At 63.1% G+C, this 14,051-nt stretch carries 13 protein-coding genes; all 13 read left to right on the top strand.

Annotated elements, in window-relative coordinates; genetic code table 11:
- Positions 1-93: 93 nt before the first annotated feature.
- On the top strand, positions 94-570 hold the full coding sequence (locus ACX3OW_RS05295) for a CoxG family protein (protein WP_459094676.1): 477 nt from the start codon (positions 94-96) through the stop codon (positions 568-570).
- A gap of 182 nt (positions 571-752) precedes the next feature.
- The gene (locus tag ACX3OW_RS05300) at positions 753-1,757 is read left to right on the top strand and encodes a BMP family lipoprotein (RefSeq protein ID WP_459094677.1); all 1,005 of its coding nucleotides are present in this window, start codon (positions 753-755) and stop codon (positions 1,755-1,757) included.
- A gap of 11 nt (positions 1,758-1,768) precedes the next feature.
- A complete protein-coding gene (locus tag ACX3OW_RS05305; RefSeq protein ID WP_459094678.1) occupies positions 1,769-3,361 on the top strand; it encodes an ABC transporter ATP-binding protein in 1,593 nt (530 codons plus the stop codon).
- Positions 3,358-4,491, top strand: a complete 1,134-nt coding sequence (locus tag ACX3OW_RS05310) for an ABC transporter permease (RefSeq protein ID WP_459094679.1) — start codon at positions 3,358-3,360, stop codon at positions 4,489-4,491. The genes ACX3OW_RS05305 and ACX3OW_RS05310 overlap by 4 nt, the downstream gene beginning before the upstream one ends.
- A 3-nt stretch (positions 4,492-4,494) precedes the next feature.
- Entirely contained in the window at positions 4,495-5,460 is a 966-nt protein-coding gene (locus tag ACX3OW_RS05315; RefSeq protein ID WP_459094680.1) for an ABC transporter permease, read from the top strand.
- Between the two features lie 29 nt (positions 5,461-5,489).
- Positions 5,490-5,900 (top strand): cytidine deaminase, encoded by a 411-nt coding sequence (locus ACX3OW_RS05320; RefSeq protein ID WP_459094681.1) that lies wholly within the window; start codon positions 5,490-5,492, stop codon positions 5,898-5,900.
- Complete coding sequence (locus ACX3OW_RS05325; protein WP_459094682.1) at positions 5,897-6,691, top strand: purine-nucleoside phosphorylase; 795 nt, start codon at positions 5,897-5,899, stop codon at positions 6,689-6,691. The genes ACX3OW_RS05320 and ACX3OW_RS05325 overlap by 4 nt, the downstream gene beginning before the upstream one ends.
- The gene (gene deoC / locus ACX3OW_RS05330; RefSeq protein WP_459094683.1) at positions 6,688-7,677 is read left to right on the top strand and encodes a deoxyribose-phosphate aldolase; all 990 of its coding nucleotides are present in this window, start codon (positions 6,688-6,690) and stop codon (positions 7,675-7,677) included. The genes ACX3OW_RS05325 and deoC overlap by 4 nt, the downstream gene beginning before the upstream one ends.
- A gap of 170 nt (positions 7,678-7,847) precedes the next feature.
- On the top strand, positions 7,848-10,217 hold the full coding sequence (locus tag ACX3OW_RS05335; protein WP_459094684.1) for an aldehyde dehydrogenase family protein: 2,370 nt from the start codon (positions 7,848-7,850) through the stop codon (positions 10,215-10,217).
- A 156-nt stretch (positions 10,218-10,373) separates the two neighbouring features.
- Positions 10,374-11,693 carry a thymidine phosphorylase gene (deoA, locus tag ACX3OW_RS05340; protein ID WP_459094685.1) on the top strand — a complete coding sequence of 440 codons (1,320 nt, stop codon included), beginning with the start codon at positions 10,374-10,376 and terminating at the stop codon, positions 11,691-11,693.
- Positions 11,694-11,724: 31 nt separating this feature from the next.
- Entirely contained in the window at positions 11,725-12,942 is a 1,218-nt protein-coding gene (locus ACX3OW_RS05345; RefSeq protein WP_459094686.1) for a phosphopentomutase, read from the top strand.
- A 13-nt stretch (positions 12,943-12,955) separates the two neighbouring features.
- Complete coding sequence (upp, locus tag ACX3OW_RS05350) at positions 12,956-13,597, top strand: uracil phosphoribosyltransferase (protein WP_459094687.1); 642 nt, start codon at positions 12,956-12,958, stop codon at positions 13,595-13,597.
- Between the two features lie 12 nt (positions 13,598-13,609).
- A complete protein-coding gene (locus ACX3OW_RS05355; protein WP_459094688.1) occupies positions 13,610-14,005 on the top strand; it encodes a VOC family protein in 396 nt (131 codons plus the stop codon).
- Positions 14,006-14,051 lie beyond the last annotated feature (46 nt).

Genomic DNA, 14,051 nt, shown 5'->3' on the forward strand with positions numbered 1-14,051 from the left:
AGCGGGGTTGCACGCCATGGCCGGGAATTCCTTGTTGACCTATCAAGGCGTTAATAGGGCGGCAGCGTCCTTGCAGCCAGTTGGGCGTCACTAATGGACTTTGGAGGCCGCTATCGCGTCGCCGCGCCCCGCATCGCCGTCTGGGCCGCGCTCAACGACACCGAAGTGCTCAAGGCCGCCATTCCCGGCTGTCACCGCATCGACTGGACCAGCGAAACCGCGCTCGAACTCGAGATCAAGGTCAATCTCGGCGTGGTCCACCCGGTATTCAAAGGCGATCTGGAATTGTCCGGCATCGTGCCGGCCCAGCGCTATACCCTGTCGGGCAAGGGCAAGGGTGGCCTGCTCGGGCTGGCCGAAGGCTCGGCCGACATCATCCTGTCCGATTCCGGCGACGCAACCCTGCTGGTCTTTGCCGCCCAGGGTGGCGCCTCGGGCCAGCTCATGCGGCTGGGCAAGGCCATTATCGGCAATTCGGCGCAGAAGGTGATCGACGGCTTTTTCGAGCGCTTTGGCGTAGCGATGGGCGCCGAGGTCACGCCGCTGGAACGCGACGTGACTCCGTCCTGATCGGGCCTATTGGCATAAAGTGGCCAGCAGAACCTTGCTCAATATTTGACCATTCGGAAAAAATTGCTCGATTCCCTCTTGCGGGCGTCTCGTTTGCACGATTGTATTCGCTGTAGCGCACGAAGATTGTCCGTTGGAAGACAAGCGCCAACGCTTCAGTGCGAGACAGGGAGACGAACTCAATGAAACTCACCACCTTTACCAAGGCCATTGCCGGCGGCGTCGCGCTGAGCGCAGTCCTCACTGGCGCTGCGCTCGCTGATCCGGCGCTGATCTACGATCTGGGCGGCAAGTTCGACAAGTCCTTCAACGAAGCAGCCTATAATGGCGCCGAGAAGTGGAAGGCCGATACCGGCGGCAACTATCTCGATCTCGAACTGCAGAACGACGCCCAGCGCGAACAGGCCCTGCGCCGCTTCGCCTCCCAGGGTGCCAATCCCATCGTGGTGATGAGCTTCATGTGGGAATCGGTGCTTGGCCCGCTGGCTGCTGAGTTCCCCGACACCAATTTCGTGGTGATCGACGCCGTGGTGGATGCGCCCAACGTGCAGTCCATCCGCTTTGACGAGCATACCGGTTCGTTCCTGGTCGGCGCGCTCGCCGCCATGAAGTCCACTGCCGGCACCTATGGCTTTATCGGTGGCATGGACGTGCCGCTGATCCACCGCTTCTATTGCGGCTATGCCCAGGGCGTGAAGGCGGTCAACGCCGATGCCAAGCTGATCGAAAACTACACCGGCACCACCCCCGCTGCCTGGAATGATCCGGTGACTGCGGGCGAGCTGGCCAAGGCTTCCATTGATCAGGGCGCCGAAGTGATCTTTGCCGCTGCTGGCGGTTCGGGTCTGGGCGTGCTGCAGACCATGGCCGACAACGGCAAATACTCGATCGGCGTCGACAGCAACCAGAACTATCTGCATCCCGGTTCGGTGCTGACCTCGATGGAAAAGCGCGTCGATAACGCGGTCATCGAAGCCTTCACCAATGCTGGCGACGACGCCACCTTCAAGCCCGGCAAGATCGATCTGGGTCTGGAAGGCGACTTCGTGGGCTACGCCCTCGACGAGTACAACAAGGACCTGATCACACCAGACATGGTCACCCAGGTTGAGGCGCTCAAGGCCAAGATTCTGTCGGGCGAAATTGCCGTCCACGACTATGAATCCGACTCGAGCTGCCCGCTTTAAGCGGCCAGCGCATGAGCGATAACACAAACATCACGCAGCGGCCGGACCCGGCCGCTGCTTCCGCACCGGCGAACGGCTGGGCCATCGAGCTTGAAAAAATCAACAAGCGCTTTGGGGCCGTGCACGCCAATAAGGATATCGACCTCAAGGTCGCGCGCGGCACCATCCACGGCATTGTCGGGGAAAACGGGGCCGGCAAGTCGACACTGATGTCGATCCTCTATGGCTTCTACACCGCCGATAGCGGCAAGATCCGCGTCAATGGCGCCGAGCAGGCCATCACCGACAGCCGCCATGCGCTGGCGCTGGGTATCGGCATGGTGCACCAGCACTTCATGCTGGTCGACAATTTCTCCGTGCTCGAAAACGTCATTCTGGGCGCCGAGGATTCCGGCTTCATCAAGCCCAGCCTCGACCGTGCCCGTCGCGAACTGGACCGGCTGGAGCGCGAATACGAGCTGGAAGTCGACCCCGACGCCATCATCGAAGATGTATCGGTGGGTCAGCAGCAGCGCGTCGAAATTCTAAAGGCGCTGTATCGCGGCGCCGAAATCCTCATTCTGGACGAGCCGACCGGCGTGCTGACGCCCAAGGAAGCCGACGATCTGTTCCGCGTGCTGCGCACCCTGCGCGAGCAGGGCAAGACGGTGATCCTGATCACCCACAAGCTGCGCGAAATCATGGCCATCACCGATGCGGTGTCGGTCATGCGCCAGGGCGAGATGGTGGCGACGGTCAAGACCGCCGAAACCTCGCCCGAGCAGCTGGCCGAGCTGATGGTCGGCCGCCGCGTGCTGCTGCGCGTCGAAAAGGGCGCCGCCAATCCGGGCAAGACCCTGCTGGAAGTGCAGAACCTCGTCGTCAACGACGATATGGGCATCACCCGGGTCAAGGATGTCAGCTTCACTATCCGCGCCGGCGAAATTGTCGGCATTGCCGGCGTCTCGGGCAACGGCCAGTCCGAATTGCTCGAAGCGATCACCGGCATGCGCGACCAGCGCGCCGGCAAGGTCATTCTCAATGGCAGTCCGCTCTCGCTGCGGGGCGATGATGGCGCGGCCCGCGCCCGCGCCGCCGGCCTCGCCCATGTGCCCGAAGATCGGCAGCGCATGGGGCTGGTCACCGGTTTTGCCGAATGGGAAAACGCCATTCTGGGCTATGCCACTAGTCCTGAATATGGCGCTGGCGCCATTCTCGATATCAATGCGGCCAAGGCCAAGGCGGAGGAGCACATCAAGACCTTTGACGTGCGCCCGGCCGATATCAATCTCAAGACCGCGCTATTTTCTGGCGGCAACCAACAGAAAATCGTGCTGGCCCGCGAGATGGACCGTGACCCCGATGTGCTGGTGGTCGGGCAGCCGACGCGCGGCGTCGATATCGGCGCCATCGAATTCATCCACAACCAGATCATCAAGATGCGCGACGCGGGCAAGGCGATCCTGCTCGTCTCGGTCGAACTTGATGAAATCCGCTCGCTGGCTGACCGCATCCTGGTCATGTTCGACGGCCAGATCGTCGGCGAGGCCGATCCCGCCACCGCCACCGAAGGCCAGCTCGGCCTGATGATGGCCGGCGTCGTCGAGGAAAGGTCCGTAAAGTGAGTGCGCTCAGACCCCTGCCGCGCTGGGCCGATGTGGCCCTGCTGCCGGTGCTCAATTTGCTGCTGGCCATTCTGGTGTCGGGCCTTGTCGTGCTGATGATCGGGCAGAACCCGTTCACCGCCATCTGGGCCATCATCACCGGCGCCTTCGGCAATGGCTACAACATCGGCTATACCCTCTATTACGCCACCAATTTCGTCTTTACCGGCCTCGCCGTGGCGCTGGCGGCGCATGGCGGATTGTTCAATATCGGCGGCAATGGCCAGGCCTATGTCGCCGGACTCGGCGTCATCATCGTCTCGCTGGCCCTGCAGGATACCCATTGGCTGATCGTCGCCCCGGTGGCGCTGCTCGCCGCGGCGGTGTTCGGTGGCGCCTGGGCGTTCATTCCCGGCTATCTGCAGGCCAAGCGCGGCAGCCACGTGGTGATCACCACCATCATGTTCAACTTCATCGCCTCGGCGCTGATGATCTACATGCTCAATCGCGTCTTGAAGCCCGCCGGCGTCTCCGGCCCGGAATCGGCGATGATTGCCGAAACCGGCCGCATGCCCAAGCTGGGCAGCTTCTTCGCGCCGTTCAATTACACCCCGGTCAACCTGTCGATCTTCGTCGCCCTGCTGGCGCTGGTCGGGGTCTATATCCTGATCTGGCACACCAAATTCGGCTATGCCCTGCGCGTCATGGGGCAAAACCCCACCGCCGCCCGCTATGCCGGCATTTCCAATTCCCGCATGATCATCATCACCATGACCCTGTCAGGCGCGCTCGCCGGGCTGGTGGCCTTCAACGAAGTGCTGGGGGTGCAGAACCGGCTGGTGCTGGATTTCGTCGCCGATGCCGGCTTTGTCGGTATCGCCGTGGCGCTGATGGGGCGCAACCATCCCATCGGCATCGGGCTGGCGGCCTTGCTGTTCGGCGCGCTGTATCAGGGCGGCAATGAGCTGCAATATGTGATTTCGGGGCTCGACCGCACCGTGGTGGTGATCATCCAGGCGCTGGTCATCCTGTTCACCGGCGCCATGGAAGGGCTGTTCCGTCCGGGTCTGCAACGGACCTTCATGCTGTTCTCGCCCGAGCAAAAGGCCGAGGCCATCGCCGTGTCCACCGCCAAGACGACGGAGAGCTGAGCCATGGATATTGGCGCCATTCTCTCCATTCTCGATGCGACTTTGCGCCTGTCGACGCCGCTGCTGCTGGCGTGTCTGGCCGGCATGTATTCCGAGCGGGCCGGGGTGTTCGATATCGGGCTTGAAGGCAAGATGCTGGCGGCCGCCTTTGGCGCTGCGGCCGTGGCTGCCGTCACCGGCTCGGCCTGGCTGGGCCTCTTGGCTGGCATCGGCGTTTCGGTCGCCACGGCGGCGTTGCAGGGCGCCGCCGCGATTTCGCTCAAGGGCAATCAGCTGATTGCCGGCGTCGCCATCAACATGCTGGCGGCGGGTCTCTGCACTTTCCTCGGCCAGCAATGGTTCCACCAAGGCGGCCGCACCCCGGCGCTGGGGCCGAATGGTCGCTTCGGCACCATTGATCTGCCCTTCGTCAATGAACTCTCGGGCATCCCCATTCTCGGCCCGATCTATGCCGAGCTGATTTCGGGGCATTATCTGCTGGTCTATGTGGCCTTCCTGATGGTGCCGATCACCGCCTATGTGCTGTATCGCACCCGCTTTGGCCTGCGCCTGCGCGCCGTCGGTGAAAACCCCAAGGCGGTGGATACGGCCGGCATTTCCGTCACCAAGATGCGCTATCAGGCCGTGTTGATTACGGGCGTGCTATGCGGGCTGGCCGGGGCCTATTTCTCCATCGCCCAGGGCTCGGGCTTCGGCAATAACATGACCGCCGGCAAGGGCTTTATCGCTCTGGCAGCGCTGATCTTTGCCAAGTGGAAGCCGGTGCCGGCCATGTTTACCTGCCTGCTGTTCGGCTTCCTCGATGCGCTGCAGATCCGCCTGCAGGGCGCCAGCCTGTTCAATATCGAAATCCCGGTGCAGGCCATTCAGGCGCTGCCCTATGTGCTGACCGTGGTGCTGCTCGCCGGTTTCATCGGCAAGGCCGTCGGGCCCAAGGCCGGCGGCGTGCCCTATACCAAGGAGCGCTAGCCCCAGCGGGCGGCGCAAAAGGACGTAACATGTCGAAGACACCGACTGACGAGGCCCTGTTCAAGGCCGCCGAAGCCATTCGTGCCAAGGCCTATGCGCCCTATTCACGCTTCTCCGTCGGGGCCGCTATTCTGGCCGATGACGGCAAGATCTACTCCGGCTGCAACATCGAAAACGCCGCCTATCCGCAGGGCAATTGCGCCGAGGCCTCGGCCATCGCCGCCATGATCGCCGGCGGCGGCAAGCGCATCACCCGCATCTATGTCACCGGCCCGGGCAAGGCGCCGGTGACCCCCTGCGGCGGCTGTCGCCAGCGCATCCGCGAATTCGCCGATCTCAGCGTGCAGGTGATCTCGCACGGCGTCGATGGCGAACCGCTGGTCTGCACCCTCGACCAGTTGCTGCCCCATAGTTTTGGCCCGGAGTATCTGCCGAAATGACCACTGCCGCCAAAATCATCCAGAACCGCGCCGGCGCCGAACCCATCACCGCCGCTCTGGTGCTCGGCTCGGGCCTGTCGGCCATTGGCGATCTGCTGGGCGACAAAATCACCATTCCCTATGGCGAGCTGGAAGGCTTTCCCGGCGGTGGCGTGTCCGGCCATGGCCGCGACCTGCTGATCGGCTCCATGGGCGGCAAGCGCCTCGCCATCCTCACCGGCCGCGAGCATTATTACGAGCACGGCAATGCCGCCGCCATGCGGCCGGCGCTGGAGGCAATGGCCGAACTCGGCACCGAGACGCTGCTGCTGACCAATTCGGCCGGTTCGCTCGACCCCCGCTTTGCGCCCGGCGATCTGATGCTGATCTCCGATCACATCAACTATGCCGGCATGAACCCGCTGATCGGCGAGCCCACCGATCGCCGCTTCGTCAATCTGGTCGATTGCTACAATCCCGCTTTGCGCGCCAAGGCCAATGCCATTGCGGCGCGGCAGGGCATCAAGCTGGGGGAGGGGATTTACCTGTGGTATTCCGGCCCCAGCTTTGAAACCGTCGCCGAAATCCAGATGGCGGTGCGACTGGGCGCCAACGCCGTTGGCATGTCGACGGCACCCGAAGTCATTCTCGGGCGTTTCCTTGGTATGAAGGTCTGGGCCTGCTCGTCCATCACCAATATGGGCGCGGGCCTCTCGACCGAAAACATCAGCCATGAGCATACCAAAACCATGGCGGTACAGGGCGCGACAAAGCTCAAGCAGCTGATCCCCGCGCTGGTGGAGGAGCTATGAGCCTGCGCGTTGTCGATACCGCCGAAACCCATATGCCGCATAAGCGCAATCCCGGTTTCCCGCTCGATCTCGATTGGGTCGAGCGCGTCCGCATGAACCGTTCGGCGCTGGAGCGCCGCGCCAGCACCATCGGCACCCGCCGCACGGTGAAAAAGGACTATCAGCTGGCCTGGCTGCTCAAGGCCATCACGTTGATCGATCTAACGACGCTCAATTCCGACGATACTGACGGGCGGGTCGAACGACTCTGCGCCAAGGCGCGCTATCCGCTGCGCCAGGACATTGTCGATCGGCTCGATATTGGCGGGCTGCGCATCCTGCCCGGCGCGGTCTGCGTCTATCATAATTTCGTCAAGACGGCGGTGGCAGCGCTTGAGGGCACCGGCATTCCCGTCGCGGCGGTCTCCACCGCTTTCCCGCATGGCCTCGCGCCCGTCGAAACCAAATTGCGCGAGATCGAGCTGTCGGTCGCTGATGGCGCCAAGGAAATCGACATCGTCATCGAGCGCGGCATGGTGCTGCGCGGCGACTGGCAGGGGCTCTACGACCAGATCCGCGCCTTCCGCAAAGCCTGCGGCGATGCCCATATCAAGACCATTCTGGGCACTGGCGAACTGGCCACCCAGACCAATATCGCCAAGGCCTCGCTGGTCTGCATGATGGCCGGCGCCGATTTCATCAAGACCTCGACCGGCAAGGAGAAGGTCAACGCCAATCTGGTCACCAGCCTGACCATGATCCGCATGATCCGCTGGTTCGCCGACGAGACCGGCATCGAGATCGGCTACAAGCCGGCCGGCGGCATCGCCACGGCCGGTGACGCCATCAAATATATGGCGCTGATGAAGGAAGAGCTGGGCACGCACTGGCTGCAGCCGCATCTGTTCCGTTTCGGCGCCTCGAGCCTGCTGACCGATATCGAGCGCCAGCTGGAGCACGGCCTGACCGGCCACTATGCGGCGGACTACCGCCAGCCGATGGTCTAGGGACCTCGGTAGTATTTTTCAGGAGGAGGCACTTGGCTCTTTTCCATCGTCATTGCCGGGCTTGTCCCGGCAATCCATCTGAGTTTCGCATGCTTTGAGCGCGCTTATGGATCACCGGGACAAGCCCGGTGATGACGGATTGGAGAGGGTCGGGCCAACAGGAGAACGACATGAACAAGATCGCGCAAATCTTTCAGTCCCTCGATTACGGTCCGGCCCCGGAGGCCGCTGACACCGCTATCGCCTGGCTGGACAGCCATGATCGCAAATTCGGCCATTTCATCGATGGCAAATGGACCAAGCCGGGCGCCTCCACTTTTTCGTCCGATAACCCGGCAACCGGCGCGCCACTGGCGCAGATCAGTGATGGCACGGCCGAGGACGTCGACAAGGCGGTCAAGGCCGCCCGAACCGCCTTCAAGGGCTGGAGCGCACTCAGCGGTTATGAGCGCGGCAAATATCTCTATGCCATCGCCCGCGCCATCCAGAAGCACAGCCGGCTGTTCGCGGTGCTCGAAACCATGGACAATGGCAAGCCGATCCGCGAAAGCCGGGACATCGATATTCCGCTGGTCGCCCGCCATTTCTATCACCATGCCGGCTGGGCCCAGCATCTGAGCCGTGAATTCCCCGATGCGGTGCCCTATGGCGTCTGCGGCCAGATCATCCCGTGGAATTTCCCGCTGCTGATGCTGTCGTGGAAAATCGCCCCGGCGCTGGCCGCCGGAAATACCGTCATTCTGAAACCCGCCGAATTCACCTCGCTCACCGCCTTGCTGTTCGCCGAAATCTGCGAGCGCGTCGGCCTGCCCAAGGGCGTGGTCAATATCGTCACCGGCGCCGGCGAAACCGGCGAGGCCATTGTCGCCCATGAGGGCATCGACAAGATCGCCTTCACTGGCTCGACCGAAGTCGGCAAGGCCATCCGCGCCGCCACGGCCGGCACCGGCAAGGGCCTGTCGCTCGAGCTGGGCGGCAAGTCGCCCTATATCGTCTTTGAAGACGCCGATATCGACAGCGCCATTGAAGGGCTGGTCGACGCCATCTGGTTCAATCAGGGCCAGGTCTGCTGCGCCGGCTCGCGGCTTTTGGTGCAGGAGAGCATCGAGGACCGCTTCATCGCCAAGCTCAAGACCCGCATGGCGAGCCTGCGCATCGGCGATCCGCTGGATAAATCCATCGATATCGGCGCGCTGGTCGCCCCGGTGCAGGTCGAGCGCATCCGTGAGCTGATGCTACGCGGCAGCAAGGAAGGCGCCATCATCTATGAGCCCGATGGCGACCTGCCGAGCGGCGGCTGCTATCTCAAGCCGGCGCTGGTGACCAATGTATCGCCCGCCAATACGCTGGTGGCCGAGGAAATCTTTGGCCCGGTGCTGGTGGCGATGAGCTTCCGCACGCCCGAGGAAGCGGTGGCCTTGGCCAACAACACCAAATATGGCCTCGCTGCCACCATCTGGAGCGAGAACATCAATCTGGCGCTCGATATTGCCCCCAAGATCAAGGCCGGCGTGGTCTGGATCAACGGCACCAATAATTTCGACGCCGCCGTGGGCTTTGGTGGCTACAAGGAATCCGGCTTTGGCCGCGAAGGCGGCCGCGAGGGCATGAGCGCCTATCTCAAGCCGGCTTGGGAAAAGACGCTGAAGGCGGCTGCACCTAACGCCGCCCCGGCGAAGGCGGCAGCCAATCCGCTCGATTCTGGCCATCTCGACCAGACCGCCAAGATGTATATCGGCGGCAAGCAGGCTCGTCCCGATAGCGGCTATTCCCGCGCCGTGCTCGACCCGAGTGGCAAGCTGATCGGCGAGGCTGGCGACGGCAACCGCAAGGATATCCGCAACGCCGTCGAAGCTGCCCGCGCCGCTTTGGGCTGGTCGACCACGGCCGCCCATACCCGCGCGCAAATCCTCTATTTCCTCGCAGAAAATCTCGATTATCGCCGCGATGAATTTGCCGCCCGCCTCAAGGCGCAGACCGGCGTCGATGGGGCCGAGGAAGTCGCGCTGTCGGTGGAGCGGCTGTTTGCCTTTGCCGGCTGGGCCGACAAATATGATGGCGCGGTGCATAATCCGCCCCTGCGTGCTGTCGCCGCCGCCATGATCGAACCGCTTGGCGTCATGGGCATCGTCGCCCCCACCAACCGCCCGCTGCTCGGGTCCATCGCCCTCATCGCCCCGTCGCTGGCCATGGGCAATACTGTGGTGCTGGTGCCCTCGGAGCAGTCGCCGCTGAGCGTGACCGACCTCTATCAGGTCATCGAAACCTCCGATGTCCCCTCCGGCGTGATCAACATTGTCACCGGCGATAGCGTCAACCTTGCGAAGACTTTGGCCGAACATGATGGCGTCGACGCCATGTGGTTCGTCGGCTCGGCCGAAGCGTCCACGATGGTGGAAAAAGCCTCGATCACCAACGTCAAGCAGACCTGGACCACCCGTGGCCTGGCCTATGATCTCGCCGACCGGCGCTTTGAAGGCGATTATTTCCTGAGCAAGGCCACCCAGGTCAAGAATGTTTGGATTCCCTACGGGGCGTAAGCCCGGATCGCCCCCTCCCATCCTCCCCCATCAAGGGGGAGGTGCCGCTCAGTGAGTGGACTGGATCGAGCCCAGCGAGTGGAGAGATACCTCCCCCTTGATGGGGGAGGCCAGGAGGGGGTGGAGCAACAAGCGCCGCCCGCAGAAAGACCCTGAATGCTCTTCCTCCCGCAAGAAGTCATCGCCCGCAAACGTGATGGTCACGCCCTCAGCACTGAGGAAATCGCCGGTTTCATCGCCGGCTTCACTACGGGCAGCGTGTCTCATGCTCAGGCCGCCGCCTTTGCCATGGCGGTCTATTTCAACGACATGACCATGCCGGAGCGCGTCGCGCTGACCCTGGCCATGCGCGACAGCGGCACGGTGCTCGACTGGTCCGATCTCGATGGCCCGGTGGCCGACAAGCATTCCACTGGCGGCGTCGGCGACAATGTTAGCCTGATGCTGGCGCCGATCCTGGCTGCCATCGGTATTTACGTGCCGATGATTTCCGGGCGCGGCCTCGGCCATACCGGCGGCACGCTGGATAAATTTGACGCCATCCCGGGCTACACCACTAGCCCGGACAATGCCCTGTTCCGCAAGGTGGTGCGCGAGGCCGGCTGCGCCATTATCGGCCAGACTGCCGATCTCGCCCCCGCCGACAAGGCGCTCTACGCCATCCGCGACGTCACCGGCACGGTCGAATCCATCCCGCTGATCACCGCCTCCATTCTCAGCAAGAAGCTGGCGGCGGGGCTCGGCGCGCTGATCCTCGACGTCAAGACCGGCTCCGGCGCCTTCATGCCGACGCTGGAAAAGTCGCAGGCCTTGGCGCGCAGTCTGGTTGAGGTCGCCAATGGCGCCGGCCTGCCGACCCGCGCGCTGATCACCGACATGAACGAGCCGCTGGCCAGCGCCGCCGGCAATGGGCTGGAAGTGCGTAATGCGGTCGATTTCCTCACCGGCCAGCATCAGGATGCCCGCCTGCGCGAGGTGACCTTGGCGCTCTGCGCCGTGGTCGCGGAAATGGCTGGCGTTGCCAGCGATGCCGCTACAGCCCGCAAACTGGTGGATGAGGCGCTCGACAGCGGCCGCGCCGCCGACCGCTTTGGCCGCATGGTTGCGGCTTTGGGTGGGCCGAGCGACTTCATCGCCAACATGGATCGCTATCTCGCCCCCGCGCCGATCATCCGCGATGTCTTCGCCACCGGGCAGGGCGCTGTCTCCGCCATCGACACCCGCAGTGTCGGCATGGCCGTGGTCATCCTGGGAGGCGGGCGCACCACACCCACTGACAGCATCGATCATACTGTTGGCTTTGACCGCCTGCTTGGCCTCGGCGCCGCCGCCGATGCGCACACCCCGATTGCCCGCATCCACGCGCGCGACGAAGCCTCTGCCGCCGAGGCAGAAGCCCGCCTCAAATCCGCCTACCAGCTAGGGGATAGGGCCACTCCGCATCCACTGATTGCCGGCGCCATTTCGCCAGCCTAGCCTGCTCACGCCGACAAACCAGGAGTCCCCCATGCCGCGCGCCATTCTCTGCATTCTCGACAGCGTCGGCATTGGCGGCGCACCGGACGCCGATAAATATGGCGATGTCGGCTCCAACACTTTTGGCCACATCGCCGAATTTGCGGCGGCCGGCAAGGCCGACCGTGCGGGGTTGCGCGCCGGGCCGCTGAATGTGCCCAATCTGGACGCGCTCGGCATTGGCGCCGCCATTCAGCTCTCCACCGGCAGCCTGCCGCCCAATTTGTCAGCCACGCCCAAGGGCGGCCGCTTCGGCGTCGGCCGCGAAGTGTCGCGTGGCAAGGATACCCCCTCGGGCCATTGGGAAATCGCCGGCGTGCCGGTACCCTTCGATTGGGGCTATTTCCCCCAGACCGAGCCCACCTTTCCGCCCGAGCTGATCGCCGAGTTCATCAAGCGCGCCAAGCTGCCCGGCATTCTGGGCGACAAGCACGCCTCGGGCACCACCATCATTGCCGAACTGGGCGAGGAGAGCATCCGCACCGGCAAGCCGATTTGCTACACCTCCATCGACTCGGTGTTCCAGATCGCCGCCCATGAGGGCCATTTCGGGCTCGAACGCCTCTACGAAATCTGCCAGATCGCTTTTGAACTCACTGCGCCGCTGATGATCGGCCGCGTCATCGCCCGCCCCTTCATCGGGGAGGATGCCGCCAGCTTCAAGCGCACCGGCAATCGTCGCGATTTCGCGATTGCTCCACCTGAGCCGACCCTGCTCGACCGCAATCAGGGCGCCGGCAACCAAGTCTATGCCATCGGCAAGATTTCCGACATTTATGCCGGCCATGGCGTCACCCACAAAATGAAGGGCACCGGCCTGCCGCAACTGTTCGACAAGACGCTGGACGCCATGGAGATGGCCGACGACCACGCCTTCATCATGACCAATTTCGTCGATTTCGACAGCGAATATGGCCACCGCCGCGACGTGCCGGGCTATGCGGCGGCGCTGGAATATTTCGATTCCCGCCTGCCGGAAATGATCGCCAAGCTGCGCCACGACGATCTGCTGGTGCTTACCGCCGATCACGGCAATGATCCGACCTGGCCGGGCACCGATCATACCCGCGAACAGGTGCCGATCCTGGTCTTTTCCCCAAGCCTGGCTGCGGGAGAGATTGGCATTCGCTCCACCTTCGCAGATATTGGCGAAACCATTGCCAGCTGGCTCGGCCTCGCGCCCGGCCGCCACGGCAAATCTTTTCTGTAGTTGAGGTGATCGAATGAGCAAGGTCGTGGGCAATGTGACTGTCATCGATCACCCGCTGATCCAGCATAAGCTGACCATCATGCGGAACAAGGAAACCTCGATTGCCGGGTTCCGCCGCCTGCTGCGCGAGATCGCCCATCTGATGTGCTACGAGGTGACGCGCGATCTTGAGCTGGAGATGATCCCGATCGAGACGCCGATGTCCTCGATGGACTCGCCGGCAATCAAGGGCAAGAAGCTGGTCTTTGCCTCCATCCTGCGTGCCGGCAATGGTCTGCTCGATGGCATGCTCGACCTGGTGCCCGCCGCCCGCGTGGCCCATATCGGCCTCTACCGCGATCATGAAACGCTGGAGCCGGTCGAATATTACTTCAAGGCCCCCTCCGATCTGGCCAACCGGCTGATCATCGTCGTCGATCCAATGCTGGCCACCGGCAATTCGGCCACCGCCGCCATTGAAAAGCTCAAGGAGCGCGGCGCCAACAATATCCGTTTCCTGTGTCTGCTGGCCGCGCCCGAAGGCATCAAGAATTTCACCGAAAGCCAGCCCGACGTGCCGGTCTTCACCGCCGCCATCGACAGTCATCTTGACGAAAAGGGCTATATTGTGCCTGGTCTCGGCGATGCCGGCGACCGCATGTACGGCACCAAATAGGACTGACTAACCATGGCTAAACTTGCCCACACGATGATCCGCGTCATTGATGAAGCCCGCTCGGTCGATTTCTACGAGCAGGCCTTCGGGCTGGCCGTTGTCGACCGCGTGCCGTTCGAGGCGTTCACACTGGTCTATATGGCCGCCGAGACCGGCGGGTTCGAGCTGGAACTGACCATCAATCACGACCGAACCGAGCCCTATGTGCTGGGCGATGGCTATGGTCATCTGGCGGTGGTGGTCGATGATGTCGACGCCACCCATGCGCGGCTGGCCGAACTGGGCTACGGCCCGCGCAAGCTGGTCGATTTCAAGAATGGCGAGACGCTGGTCGCCCGCTTCTTCTTCATCGCCGACCCCGATGGCTACCAGATCGAAGTCATCCAGAAGGGCGGCCGGTTCCAGTAGGCGCCAGGCTCTTTCCCCATCACCTCTTTCTACCCTCTCCCCTTGT

It is taken from the genome of Devosia sp. A449 (genome assembly GCF_054489375.1).

Bases quoted from the DNA above. Each gene is read 5' to 3' on its own strand.
- ACX3OW_RS05295 (WP_459094676.1), top strand. From the start codon at position 94: ATGGACTTTGGAGGCCGCTATCGCGTCGCCGCGCCCCGCATCGCCGTC.
- ACX3OW_RS05300 (WP_459094677.1), top strand. From the start codon at position 753: ATGAAACTCACCACCTTTACCAAGGCCATTGCCGGCGGCGTCGCGCTG.
- ACX3OW_RS05305 (WP_459094678.1), top strand. From the start codon at position 1,769: ATGAGCGATAACACAAACATCACGCAGCGGCCGGACCCGGCCGCTGCT.
- ACX3OW_RS05315 (WP_459094680.1), top strand. From the start codon at position 4,495: ATGGATATTGGCGCCATTCTCTCCATTCTCGATGCGACTTTGCGCCTG.
- ACX3OW_RS05320 (WP_459094681.1), top strand. From the start codon at position 5,490: ATGTCGAAGACACCGACTGACGAGGCCCTGTTCAAGGCCGCCGAAGCC.
- ACX3OW_RS05325 (WP_459094682.1), top strand. From the start codon at position 5,897: ATGACCACTGCCGCCAAAATCATCCAGAACCGCGCCGGCGCCGAACCC.
- deoC (WP_459094683.1), top strand. From the start codon at position 6,688: ATGAGCCTGCGCGTTGTCGATACCGCCGAAACCCATATGCCGCATAAG.
- ACX3OW_RS05335 (WP_459094684.1), top strand. From the start codon at position 7,848: ATGAACAAGATCGCGCAAATCTTTCAGTCCCTCGATTACGGTCCGGCC.
- deoA (WP_459094685.1), top strand. From the start codon at position 10,374: ATGCTCTTCCTCCCGCAAGAAGTCATCGCCCGCAAACGTGATGGTCAC.
- ACX3OW_RS05345 (WP_459094686.1), top strand. From the start codon at position 11,725: ATGCCGCGCGCCATTCTCTGCATTCTCGACAGCGTCGGCATTGGCGGC.
- upp (WP_459094687.1), top strand. From the start codon at position 12,956: ATGAGCAAGGTCGTGGGCAATGTGACTGTCATCGATCACCCGCTGATC.
- ACX3OW_RS05355 (WP_459094688.1), top strand. From the start codon at position 13,610: ATGGCTAAACTTGCCCACACGATGATCCGCGTCATTGATGAAGCCCGC.